The sequence below is a fragment of the Streptomyces sp. NPDC021356 genome, assembly GCF_040641015.1.
Lineage (GTDB): Bacteria > Actinomycetota > Actinomycetes > Streptomycetales > Streptomycetaceae > Streptomyces.
Window position 1 is genome coordinate 280,925 of sequence record NZ_JBFACU010000004.1, and the last position, 11,977, is coordinate 292,901.

Consider the following 11,977-nt stretch of genomic DNA (forward strand, 5'->3'; position numbering starts at 1 on the left):
GCGTCCTGGACGAAGGACAGATCATCCAGGAAGGCACCTACGACCAACTCACCCAGGAACCGAGGCTGTTCCAGTCCCAGTGAGAGCTGCAGCGACGGAGCGGCGGCGCCGCCTGATCCACGCTCCCCCGTCCGCGCCATGACACGCCCGCCCACCGTCCTGAAAGGCAGAGCCACGTGACCTCCCCCGCTTCCCCTTCGGATCGCGTTGCACCTCGGGCTGCTTTCTCGCCAGCGCAGTACGCCGTGTCCTCCCGGCACGCGGTGTGGCTCGGCGCCGCCGCGATCGTCACCGACCAGGTCGGCCGCGTCCTGCTGGTACACCCCACCTATCATGAGGACGACCGGTGGCTGTTGCCCGGAGGAGTCGTTGAATCCGGCGAACACCCGCACGACGCCTGCCGACGCGAGATCACCGAAGAACTGGGTCTGCCGAACATGCCCCTGGCGAGCGTGCTCGCCGTCCACTCCCTCTCGTCACACCACGCCGCCATCCGGCGCGGCATCCCATGCCCCGGAGAGATCCGCTACGTCTTCGACGGCGGAACCCTCACCCCTGACCAGGCGAAGGCGATCCGCCTGCCGCGCAAGGAACTATCCGAGTACGCCTTCCTCGAAACGCGGGACGCGATGCAGCGGCTGCGCCCCGTGGACGGGCAGATCATGCTCGCCGCCTACCGCGCCCGCCTCGGGAACACCGCCACCGCCCACCTCGCCGACGGCCGGCACATCCTCGATATCCCACCCCTGGACCGCCATGACGTCCACGTCCGCTACCGGCCCCTGTGGGACAGCCCCCTCAACCGTGACCCTGTCCCTGAACGGCTCCCCGTGCAGCAAGCCTGGGCGTGGTGCTTCGTGCCCGACGGCCGGGTCGTCCTCGTCGCCGGCCCAAGCCCCCGGGGCGCCCTGCCTATGCTGCCAGGCGGCACTGTGGAAAGGACCGACACGACACCCGAGGACACCCTCCACCGCGAAGCCGCCGAGGAAGCCCAGCTCACCCTGACCGACCCGGTGCGACTGGGCTGGGTGCTGGATGAGATCGGCGAGGTCTACGGCGGAGTGGGCCCCAACGCCCGGCTCCGCCTAGCCGCCCGGGTCACCGATATCGGGCCGGCGACCGTCGACCCCGCCACCGGCCGCCCCTTCGCACGCCTGCTCGCAACCCCCGCCCAGGCAGCCGCCCTTCTGGGATGGGGCCCGCCAGGAGCGCGGCAAGCCCGACTCGCCGCTGAGACAGCCCGAGAGCGTTGGGGCCTGCCCACCGCTCGCCCCACCGCAATCGACGAAGTCCCTGCGAAGGGGATGCGGCTGAGCTGACACGAACGACCGCCCTTCTCAGCCCTGGACCAGCCAGACCATCGATCGGAGGCACGTGTGCCGGACGACACCCAACAGGCGATCTCATCCGTCCCGAACCCGGCGACAGGAGGTGGACCGCGGGAGCACCACATGCGCCTGCTCCCGCGGTACTACCGTCAAGTAGAGGCAGGGCGCAAGACGATCGAAGTGAGGGTGGCCACCCCGCAGAAGCGCGCCGTTGCCGTCGGCGACACGGTCGTCTTCCACGACCGCGACACAGGCCGGGAGCTCGACGTCATCGTGCAGAGGATCACCCCGTACCCCTCCTTCGAGGATCTGCTCAGTTCAGAGGACCCAGCGCGCATCGACCCGAACGGGCCGCCCGGAGAACTGCTCGCCAACCTGCGCAGCATCTACCCGCCAGCCAAGGAGGGCCTCGGCGTCCTCGCCTTGGCATTCGACCACCGCCCTGCACGGCCAGGCCGACCGATGCCGATGACGCCCGCGCAGTACGCGCAGACCGTCCCCCACCATACGGTGTACGGCTGCCTGTACATCCGCGACGAACACGACCGGCCGGTTCAACTGCGCTCGGTCTACGGCTCGCGCCTCTGGCAGTTCCCGGGCGGCAACCTGGACGCCCAAGGAGAGGACCCGTTGCAAACCGCTCGCCGCGAAGCGGTCGAAGAGACTGGCCTCGAACTGGGCCTGGATACGCCGAAGCTACTCCTGACGCACTTCCTGCACGCCGGGCCCCGCCTGCCGCTGAACAAGGTAGGGCTCATCTTCGACGGAGGCCGGCTCACCGCAGAGCAGCTCGGTCGGATCCGACTCGATCCCGCCGAGCACGACATGTGGGCCGTGCACGACCTCGCCACCTGGCAGGGCCTGATGGCGCCGCGCGCCTTCGCTCGCCTCGACGCCATCGAACGGGCCCGTCGTGGCGAAGGCCCCGCCTACCTCACCACGCACACCTGATCCCCAGCGCACCCACCCAGCCGGACGAAAGCGTCGGCGACTGGGCTTGGCACCCGCTCGATCAGCTCCCCGACAGCCTGTTCGTGTGCAGCGCCCAGTTCCTCACCGCATGGCGGCCCGACTTGGCCATCGACCACTCACCAGCGCACTCCACGCGTTTCGCATCCGGACCAGCGGCCATGCCGGGCGACGGCCTGGCCTGACCGCCAGCACCCTCGTACGCCTGCGGCACCGCTCATCTTTTACTGTCGAAGGAGACGTAGTTGAAGATCGTGCTGATGTCCGACCCTCGGGTCGCCGCCATCCCTGTTCAGGACTGCGGCGAGGAACTCATCGACATACGGGCGTCCGGCCTGTTCCTCGTCGATCAACGCAAGCAGGACCCCGACCGCCACTTCGCGCACCTGCGGCACGGGCTCATCGAGCGCCTGGAACACGCCCAGCGACTGCTTCCCACTGAGTTCCGCCTGCTCGTCGTCGAGGGGTACCGGCCTCCGGCGCTCCAGCGGGCGTACTTCGAGGAGTACGCGACCGAGCTGCGTCGCGGAAACCCCGACTGGAGCGACAGCCGCGTCCACGAGGCCGCAAGCCGCTACGTCTCCCCACCGGAGATCGCGCCGCACAGCGCCGGCGCGGCCGTCGACCTGACCCTCGCGGCCTCGGACGGCCAAGAGGTGGACATGGGGACGAGGATGAACGCCTCCCCAGAGGAAAGCGACGGCGCCTGCTACACCCACGCGAACTCGATCAGCGGCGCTGCCCGGGCCCATCGCGACACGCTCTGCCGCGTCATGTCAGCCGCCGGTTTTATGAACTATCCAACGGAATGGTGGCATTTCAGCTACGGAGACCGATACTGGGCCCTCCACACCGGTCAGGCAGCCGCCGTCTACGGACCACGCGACCGCACGTAAGCAGCAGCTATCAGCAGTACCGCGAGGGAGCGCGACATCGTGAGCAAGCCGACCGCCGTCCTGCTCATCGGGATCACCGGCTCCGGCAAGACGCACCTTGCACAGGCTCTCGCCGCGATGGGCCTTGTCCGCCTCAGCGTTGACGAGGAGGTCCACCGCCTCCACGGCCGGTATGGGGTCGACTATCCCGAGCACGGGTATTTCGAGCGCGAGGCTCCTGCGGTCGAGACCGTACGTGCGCAGCTCACGGAGCACCTGCGCGCGGGCCGTGCCGTCGTCCTCGACCACGGCCTGTGGCGTCGTGCCGATCGCGAGGAATGGAAGAAGACAGTCCGGGCCGCGGGCGGACTCCCGCTGCTCGTCTACCTGCCGGCCTCCAGGGAGGAGCTCCTGCGGCGCCTCGCCGCGCGCAACCAGCGCAAGGACGCCAATGCCTTGAACGTGACTCCGGAAGCCTTGGACGACTTCTTCGCTCGGTTCGAACCGCCTACCGAGGATGAAGGTGCCGTCATCACCTACAACGGCGACGCAGAGGTCATCCGCTCCATGATCCGATGACGCCCCCGGCCGTCCCGCCGAGCAGAGGCGCCAGGTGCTCGGCCATCACGAGCAAGGACCGCTCCGAATAGGACGGTCCTACCAGCTGCACACCGATCGGGAGGCCATCGGCGCTACGCGCAGCAGGCATGACCAGGCTGGGCAGACCGACGTGGCTGGTCAGGTTGGCCCAGCCGGTCTGGTCGAAGAAGCTCCGTTCAACGCCGTCGACCACGAGAGAGCGGCTCCCGGCCGGGATCGCCGCCGTAGGAGCGGCGGGCGTAATGAGGACGTCGTGCTGGGCGTCGGCGAAGAACCGGTGCCACGTCTGCCGGAGGCGGTGGCGCTCCTCGTTGGCGCGGAGCCAGACACGGTGTGTCTGCGTTCGGTGGCGGAGGAAGGCGGCTCGAGGGCTCGCATCGTCCGTGTGCAGGTCACGGGCAGCGGCGAGTTCGGCGGCGCTAGCGTCGTCGTCGGTGGCTGCGGTCGTGGTGGCGTAGAGGAGCTGCTCGAAGAGGCGCAGAGAGTCAGCGAAGCCGACCGGCCCCGTGGTGTGGCGGACACTCGCGCCGGCGGAGGTCAGCGTCCGTTCGACGCTGGCGAGAGCATCGGCGGTGTTGCGGTCGACTGAGCAGCTCGCGTCGTCGGCCCACACTGCCACGCGGAGCTGGCCGATCTCGCGTTGCGCCGTGGGCAGCGTGACGCTCCAGGGGTTGTTCTCGTCGGGTGACGGTGTCGTCAGTGCGGCGAGGAGCAGGTCGAGGTCTCGGGGGTGGCGGGCCAGGGGGCCGGGGGTGACCATGTCGCTGCTGGTGATCCACCCCGGCGGGCGAGGGACGTGGCCGCGGGCTGGGATGAGTCCCTGCGTGGGGCGCAGGCCGTAGACACCGCAGTAGTGGGCGGGGAGCCGCAGGGAGCCGGCGAGGTCGCTGCCGAGGTCGGCGGGGGTCAGGTGTGCGGCGACGGCGGCGGCGGGGCCGCCGGAGGAGCCGCCGGTAGTGCGCTTGGGGTCATGCGGGTTAAGCGTGGGGCCGAACAGGACGTTGTCGGTGTGCAGGTCTTGGCAGTACGCCGGGGTATTGGTCTTGCCCATGATGACGGCGCCTTGGTGGCGGAGCCGGGCGACGGCGTCGGCGTCGTGTGCGGGAACGTGATCGGCGAGGTCTTCGGCACCGCTGGTGGTGCGCAGGCCGGCCGTCTCGAAGCTGTCCTTGATCGTGAGGGGAAGGCCGTCGAGGATGCCGGTGCTCTCGTTGCGGGCGCGGCGTTCGTCGGCTGCGTGTGCGACGGCTCGGGCAGTGCTGTCGTCGCGGGTGACGACGGCGTTGATCTGGCTGGCGTCGATCTGCGCCAGGTGGAGGTCGAGCAGTTCGCGGCTGGAGATCTCGCGGCGATCCAGGGCCTGGAGCTGGACGTGGGCGGGTTGGTGGGTGAGGTCGGTCGTCATGCGGAGACCTGCTCAAGGTGGGGGGCTCGTGCGGGCTGGCGGGGCAGGTGGCGCGCTACGTCGAGGAGAGCGTCGATGTCGTCCATGGGCCTGCTGGTCTGGCGTTCGGAGTCGGCGAACTCGGTGAGCTGGTCGGTCTCCGGGCGGGTACCGGCGGCCCGGGCGGCGATTCCGGCGAGGATCTGGTCGGCGGTGACGGCCGCAGACAGCTCTTCTCCGTGAAGTCCTCGGGCCCGGTGGCGGGCTTCGCTGGCTTCGCGGACTGCGGCATCTAGGTACTGACGGATCACGAACCGTCCGTCTCGGATCTCGACTGCTCGGCGGTAGAGCCGGATCGAGATGCTGCGGAAGCGGCGCCTCTGGGCCGGGTCGACTCGGTCGATCGGCAGTGCGATCTCGGGCGCCTCGCTGTAGAACGCCAGCCACAGGGGGCGTAGGCCGTAGTAGCTGCGGTATTGCTTGATCCGGTACTGGAGACTCTGAGCCTGATCGTTGATGGTGGGCACTAGCCAGCCGATGAGCGTGAGCATGGCTCCGACATCGCCGCAGGTCCACGCGAAGCCCTCCCACTCTGCGAGCGACGCGTTGAAGGCGCCGGCGATCACGTTCCCGATGCGCACGGCGCTGTATCCGAGAGTGACGGTCGCGCCGAGGGCGACGATGCGCAGGCCGATACGGACGGACCCGCGTGTGCTGCGGTGGGCCAGGCGCCAGCAGGCACGGGCGAGGGACAGTTCGCCGATGGTGTAGGCCGTGACGTACAGGGTGAGATACGCGGCGTACCAGCCATCATGCGCGTAGTACAGCGTGAAGTTGATCGGTCGCGGCGCGTTCGGCGTCAGCAGGGCGAACAGCACCAGCAGCCCTGCGATCACAGCGAAGCCTGCGGCTAGCCACTCCCGTGCCCTGCTGCGGGCAACTTCGGGGGGTGATCCCCAGTAGGTGAGGACGATCTGCTGGCAGGCGAGCAGCGCGACCACGCACCCCATCGCCAGGGGTACGGAGAGGTTCACCACGCCCAGGACATGGTCGAGGTACTGCCACATCAGTGTGATGGAGAACAGGAACGACAGCCCTGACAGCAGGAAGACGGCGGCCAGCGCGGTGAAGGCGGGGTCTCGGCGGCGGGTCGGCACGTCCCGCAGCAAGCAGAGGAAGCCGAGCGTGGCGACGACGAGGCTGATCGGGTGGAGCAGGTCCTTCACGGCCGGGCCTCCCGTCGGCGCAGCAGCGTGTGCGTGACCCGGTCCTGCACTTCGTCTCCGGAGGACTCGTCGCTGCGCAGCCACCGGTCGATGATCCGGCGCTGGATCAACGAGGCGAGGAGCTCGGTGTCCCGCTCCTCGTCCTCGTCGTACTTGGTACGGCCCAGCATCATCTCGACGGTGGCCGAGCCCACGCTGGTGAAGATCGTTGAGGAGAGCGCGGACGCCGGGCGGTTCTTGTGGTGGCCGAGCAGAAGGTGGCTGAACTCGTGGGCGATGATGTGGTCCTGGTGCAGGGAGCTGGTCCGCGGGTCGTAGTACACGTGGAAGGCACTCTCCGTGACGGCGCATGCCCCGCACACGGAGGGCGCCTGCTCACGGGCCTCCAGGACCACCTTCCGTCCCGTGCGGCGTGAGACCTCGTCGCTGAGGTCGCGGATATTGGTGACGTGCGGGAGCTGCAGCTCGGCCAAGAGGTCAGGCCGGCGCAGCCTACGTGCGGACCACATTGCTTTTCCTTGATCACTTACTGAACGCGGCCGTTTTACGAGCCAGTTGAGGGTGGCAACCCCTCGGATTTTCGTACGCTCTCGACGATTCCCAGGACGGCATCCTTTCCGTCTGCGGAAACGTCGGACAGGCGAAGGAGCACGTTTTTGATCTTCGTGTCGCGAAGCAGTGCGAGCAACTCAAGTTCCTGCACGGTCTTTTCGGCGACGGCGTCGTCGAACCAGTATGCGGGGTCCACGCCGAAAAACCCTGCTAGCGCTTCGAGGTGACGCTTCGTCGGGTTATCGCGCTGCCCGGTCCGCAGGAGCCAGAGGTACTGGGCCGACAGTTTGCCCAGCCCGCGCTTCTCCATGAGTTCGGCCACCTCGGCGTTGCTGAAGGGGCCGCGGTCGGGCGGGTGCACTGTGTCGAACAGGCGGTTTAGGCGGTCCATGAGCCCCTTGGGGCTCACCTGGCCTTGGGTCGAGTCTTTCATGATCCTTTCCTGGGTGGACTTCGTCGTCACTTCAAGCACCCTACCCCGCGATAAACGTGAGTTGACGAGCTGATCCACTGTATGGAAAGTTCTTCCTCACCAGCACGTTTCCGTGTGACGCGTACCGCCTGTTTCAGGTCGGCCTGTCCGTTTCTACCGGCAGGAGTATGCCGGGTGAGTGGCACAAGCCACATTCAGCCAGCGACATAGGTCACGTCTGGCACGCAGGATTTTATCTTCGACCGGAAAGCGCGGAGGCGGCAGTGGAAACACCCCATCCGCCTCGCATTTCCACTGCAGGGAATAACAGACACCCGTTCCAATTCGGACACAGTGACACGCTCTCGGCGTTCGAGGCAACCGCGGCAACGGTGCGCTTCGACGCGGGGGTGCGCCCCAGGTCGTGCCGTACGGACACTTGCGGCACACGATCATCCGATGACTCTCTGCAACCAGTACAGAGTTTAAGAACCAAGTCTGGATCTTGATACGGGTCCGTGCGTATGTTCGTCGTCCCCGGGCAGCCCGCCCGCAGCGACGGACATGAGGAGAGCACGAGGACGGACCGGACCGCGAAGGTCCACAAACAGCGACGGCGCCCGGGAGCGGTAACTCACGGACGCCGAACGCTAAGCGGCATACCCGCCCCGGCAAGGGCGGAGATTGCCCACCATCACCACGCTGAGTCCTTCCAAGGGGCGCGTCAGCGTGGCAACACTGCAAAGGGGAGTATCGCATGTCTCCTGCCCTGCGCAAAAGGCCCTTTCGCCTGGCCTGCGCGGCAGCCATCTCCGCCTCGGCGCCTCAGCGCCCCGAGCCGGACCGCACGTTCATGGCCCCGCCGAGCTGCGGGACCCGCCCGCTCGTCGGGAGCTGCCGATGAGCAGCGAAGCCCGCGACTGGGTGTGGGAGCACAGTTGCAGCCGGGGGACGGCGCGTCTGGTCCTGCTGTCGATCGCCGACCGGGTGGGCGACGAGCAGTGCGTCTCCTGGGCCTCCCTGTCGAGCCTGGCCAAGCGCACCCGCGCCTCCGTCTCCACGGTCCGCGAAGCCATCGACCGTCTGGTCGACGCCGGTGAGCTGGAGCAGCTCGAAGACCTCACCGGCCCGCAGCGCAGCACCGTCTACCGCCTCCCCCTCGCCGCCAAGGTCCTGGCGGAGACCGTGGACGACAAGGACCCCGACCAGACGCCGGCGGAGGGGACCGAAGCCACCCCGGCGCTCCGGGTCTCGGCCCTGCGGCGCTACAACATCCGCCCGCGTGAGGTGCCGGAATCCCCTGCGAGGGCCCGGAAACCGGCAGTACCGGAATCCGGCAGGTCCGGACGGAAACCGGCACCTCGACGTGCCGGGAACCGGCACAGCGATGTACCGGAAACCGGCACACAGAACCGTAGTGAACCGGATTTGAACCGGAGGTACAGCAGTGGTGGTGCTGCCGTCCTCTCAGCTGCCGAGTGGCAGGTCGACCCAGCCACCCACACCTGGGCCCGCGAGCAGGGGCACCTCGACCGTCTGGGCGAGCAGGGCCTGCAGGCGGCCGACGCGAAGTGGCGTGCCCACCGCTCCGGCTTCAAGCCGAGGCCGGCGGCTGCGTGGGCTGCCGACTGGCGTTCCTGGGTCGCCCGGGAGCACCCCCCTGGCCGCCCGAACCTCTACGCCGTGCCCGGCACGGGTCCCGGCCAGCCCGGCGGCATGACGCGGGCAGAGGCCCACACCGCCGCACTTCTCGCCGCCCTGAACGAGCCGACCGGAACGGAGCAGTAGTCGTGGACCGCCGTGAAATCGCAGCCCTGCTGGCCTACATCGGCCGACTCGACCCCCGCACCATCCGCACCGACCAGGGCGAGGCACGCGACCAGCTCGCACAGTGGCACGAGCTGCTTGGCGACGTGCCGATGGCCACTCCGCACGGCTGGGACGCCCGCGTCGCCGCCCGCCAGCACATCAGAGTCTCGCCGTACCAGATCCTGCCCGCGGACGTCGCCCGCCCCTGGGAGAGCTACCGTCGCGACCGCCTGGCCCGGCACTCCGATCCCACGCCGTCCGCCGACCCGGACGACCAGGCCGCCTGGACCGCCGAGCTGGTCGGCACCCGCCGCGCCGTCGCCGCCGGCACCGCGCAGCCCGCCCAGGCCACAGCCATCACCAGCGGTCGCGACCGCATCGACCCAAGGTTGGAGGCGAGGCTGCGGCAGATCGGCTCCTGCATACCGCCCGCCGCCCGCGCAGCCCTCGCCCCCTATCGGCCCGCTCGCGCAGCCCGCGAGGCCGCCGTCGCTCAGGGGCTGCCCGACGCCCTGAGCGTCAAGTGCGAGTGGTGCCTGGCCCAGCCCGGTGAGCCGTGTCGTCGCCGCCGGATCGGTCCCGACGACGGGGTACGCACGACCGCCCCGCGCGCCACCCCGCACCCCGGCCGCGTCGACCTCGCCGCCGCCCGGCAGGCCCAGCAGCCCGCCGTGGCCTGACCGGCGCATCGGGCGCGTGCATCCCGCCCGATGCACCGCTACCCCCTATCACCGTCCCGCCCCGGCTGCGGCGCACGCCCGCGCGCTGCGGCCACCCGACGCCGCGCCCAGCACCGCCCCAGCCGGCCGACGCGGCAGCACATCGGAGACCACCCTTGCGTCACATCACCACCCACGACGCGCCGGCCACCGGCCTGCGCAGTATCGGAGACACCAACTGGCACACCCAGGGAGCGTGCCACGGCATGGACGTCGAGGACGCTGACGCCGTCTTCTTCCCGCTCCCGCGGGACCACGAAGCCATCGCCGAGGCGAAGGAGCTGTGCGGCTGGTGCCCGGTACGCAGCGACTGCCTCAACTTCGCCCTGGAGAACGTCCTCAAGGAGGGCATCTGGGGCGGCCTCACCGAGGCCGAGCGGCGTCCCTGGCACGACGGACTGCACCAGCGCCTCGACTACCGACGCGTAACCTCCTTTTTCCTGGGACGCGACGTGCATCTGACCGAGGCAGAGCGGCAGGTCGTCATCGACCACGCCTACGTACGCGGCTGGCGGCCCGACCGGCTCGCCACCGCCCTTCAGATCAGCCACAAGCACGCACGCGACCTGCTGCGGCAGGCGGCCAACAAGGTGTTCGACCGCGACCGCACCTACGGCGTGCCGCGGCCCAAGAAGAAGCGGAAGAAGACCGCCCCAGCAGCAGGCGGCCCCCCGCCCGCCTCAGCACCCGGCACACAGCAGCCGGCAGCCCGCCCGGCAGCATCGACTCCGGCGCACGCCTCTCTCGGAAAGGCCGCATGACCCACCCCTTCCTGTCCCTCGGCGCCGCTCCGGACCTCTCTCTCCTCCTCGCCGCCGTGGTGCCCGCCGCCGTCGTGCTGGTGCTGACCGCCTGGACGGTCCGGCGCCGAAGCACGCGCCCGCAGAAACGTCTCAGCGGTCCGGCGGTCAAGGTCGCTGCCCTTGCCGCCCTCGGCTGTACTTGCTACTCCGCGGACACGAGCTGGCGGTTCGCCGCCGACTACCTCGACATGGCCGGCGCCGCCGAGCGAGCCGGCATGTTCGCCGCGGCCGAGCTGGCGCTCTTCGCGACGGCGCTGATGGCACGGCAGAACCTGGCCACCGAGGGCGCCCCCGGCCTGCCGGGCACGCTGGTCTGGGTGATCACCACAGTTCAGGTGATCCCCGCCTATGCCGAGAGCGGTCCTATCGGCGGCACGGTAAGGGCCTTCGTCGGGCCGGTCATGGCGGCGATGCTGTGGCACCTCGCGATGGGGATCGAGCTGCGCCTGCGCACCCCGGGTGCCGCCTCCCACGGACTGATCGCCGTCCTGGGGCGGGAAGCACGCGAGCGGCTGCTGTCCCGCCTCGGGATCGCCGCACGCGACCGCGACGCCGCACAGATCACTCGGGACCGGGCCACCGCCCGCGCAGTCGCCCTCGCCGTCCGCCTCGCCGAACGCACACCCGAGCAGCAGCAGAGCCGACGCAGCCGGCGGCTGACGCGGCGCCTGTCGAAGGCGGTCGGCAGGGCCTCGGTCGGGACCGACGCCCGCCAGCGCGCACAGCTGCTCGACCAGCTCGCCGCGCGCCGGCACGCACTCGCGCTCGCCACGGTCCCGCTTCCCTCGCCCTGGTCCCCGGCGCACATCACCGCGAGGGCAGCCGCCGTCCCCTCACATCCGGCCTCGACGGCGCCGGTCCCCGCAACCGATCCCCCCGGCCCCCACGAGTCGTACAGGGACCGGGGACCGAGCGCCCCGAGGGGACCGGTCCCCAAGATTGCGGACTCTAAGGCGTCGGATGGCACGGGGACCGGGGGCGAGAACGCGGGGACCAGGGTGGGGACCGAGGTTCCAGCCACAGGTGGGGTCCCGGGGACCGGTCCCACCGACCCGGAAGCCTCACAGGGGGACGCCGGAGGCGTGGGGACCGACCGCACTACGCGAGAAGTAGCTGCTCAAGGCCCTGATTCGCATCCAGGACCGAACGCCGCCGAGTCGGGGACCGAGCCCACCGGGGACCGGGGACCGAACGACACCGACACGGGGACCGAGCCCACCGGGGACCGGGGACCGAACGACACCGACACGGGGACCGAGCCCACCGGGGACCGGGGACCGAACGACACCGACACGGGGAA

At 69.7% G+C, this 11,977-nt stretch carries 12 protein-coding genes and 1 pseudogene; 9 read left to right on the forward strand and 4 right to left on the reverse strand.

The genetic code is table 11. The features are described 5' to 3' along the window. Positions 1–245: 245 nt before the first annotated feature. The 5 genes and pseudogenes from AB0G56_RS07145 (at position 246) to AB0G56_RS07165 (ending at position 3,751) form a co-directional block, all read left to right on the forward strand. Positions 246–1,319: an NUDIX hydrolase gene (locus tag AB0G56_RS07145; RefSeq protein ID WP_360964911.1), complete on the forward strand. Its 1,074-nt coding sequence runs from the start codon at positions 246–248 to the stop codon at positions 1,317–1,319. A 195-nt stretch (positions 1,320–1,514) separates the two neighbouring features. Next, positions 1,515–2,279 (forward strand): NUDIX domain-containing protein, encoded by a 765-nt coding sequence (locus tag AB0G56_RS07150; protein WP_360964914.1) that lies wholly within the window; start codon positions 1,515–1,517, stop codon positions 2,277–2,279. A 14-nt stretch (positions 2,280–2,293) separates the two neighbouring features. After that, positions 2,294–2,482 (forward strand): annotated as a pseudogene (locus AB0G56_RS07155) (NUDIX hydrolase); the annotation flags it as partial. A 75-nt stretch (positions 2,483–2,557) separates the two neighbouring features. Beyond that, positions 2,558–3,193, forward strand: a complete 636-nt coding sequence (locus tag AB0G56_RS07160) for a M15 family metallopeptidase (RefSeq protein WP_360965224.1) — start codon at positions 2,558–2,560, stop codon at positions 3,191–3,193. Between the two features lie 39 nt (positions 3,194–3,232). Continuing rightward, a complete protein-coding gene (locus AB0G56_RS07165; protein WP_165684251.1) occupies positions 3,233–3,751 on the forward strand; it encodes an ATP-binding protein in 519 nt (172 codons plus the stop codon). Here AB0G56_RS07165 and AB0G56_RS07170 read toward each other — a convergent pair. From AB0G56_RS07170 to AB0G56_RS07185, 4 genes are read right to left on the reverse strand one after another with little or no spacing between them, the layout of a single operon-like run. After that, positions 3,729–5,177, reverse strand: a complete 1,449-nt coding sequence (locus AB0G56_RS07170; protein WP_360964917.1) for an amidase family protein — start codon at positions 5,175–5,177, stop codon at positions 3,729–3,731. The two genes, AB0G56_RS07165 and AB0G56_RS07170, sit on opposite strands and share 23 nt — an antisense overlap. Continuing rightward, a complete protein-coding gene (locus AB0G56_RS07175) occupies positions 5,174–6,382 on the reverse strand; it encodes an MAB_1171c family putative transporter (protein WP_360964920.1) in 1,209 nt (402 codons plus the stop codon). The genes AB0G56_RS07170 and AB0G56_RS07175 overlap by 4 nt, the downstream gene beginning before the upstream one ends. Then, a complete protein-coding gene (locus AB0G56_RS07180; RefSeq protein WP_245765974.1) occupies positions 6,379–6,891 on the reverse strand; it encodes a hypothetical protein in 513 nt (170 codons plus the stop codon). The genes AB0G56_RS07175 and AB0G56_RS07180 overlap by 4 nt, the downstream gene beginning before the upstream one ends. 35 nt (positions 6,892–6,926) lie before the next feature. Further along, positions 6,927–7,397 (reverse strand): XRE family transcriptional regulator, encoded by a 471-nt coding sequence (locus AB0G56_RS07185; protein ID WP_360964923.1) that lies wholly within the window; start codon positions 7,395–7,397, stop codon positions 6,927–6,929. 849 nt (positions 7,398–8,246) lie between these two features. On the opposite strand from AB0G56_RS07185, the gene AB0G56_RS07190 reads away from it, so the two are divergent. The 4 genes from AB0G56_RS07190 to AB0G56_RS07205 all read left to right on the forward strand — a co-directional run. Beyond that, positions 8,247–9,134, forward strand: coding sequence for a helix-turn-helix domain-containing protein (locus AB0G56_RS07190; RefSeq protein WP_360964926.1), 888 nt, complete (start codon positions 8,247–8,249; stop codon positions 9,132–9,134). 2 nt (positions 9,135–9,136) lie between these two features. Then, complete coding sequence (locus tag AB0G56_RS07195; RefSeq protein ID WP_360964929.1) at positions 9,137–9,835, forward strand: hypothetical protein; 699 nt, start codon at positions 9,137–9,139, stop codon at positions 9,833–9,835. Between the two features lie 155 nt (positions 9,836–9,990). Continuing rightward, a complete protein-coding gene (locus AB0G56_RS07200) occupies positions 9,991–10,635 on the forward strand; it encodes a WhiB family transcriptional regulator (RefSeq protein ID WP_040896654.1) in 645 nt (214 codons plus the stop codon). Then, positions 10,632–11,977 (forward strand): hypothetical protein (locus tag AB0G56_RS07205; protein WP_360964932.1); only part of this gene is annotated, 1,346 nt, incomplete at its 3' end. The genes AB0G56_RS07200 and AB0G56_RS07205, both read left to right, overlap by 4 nt.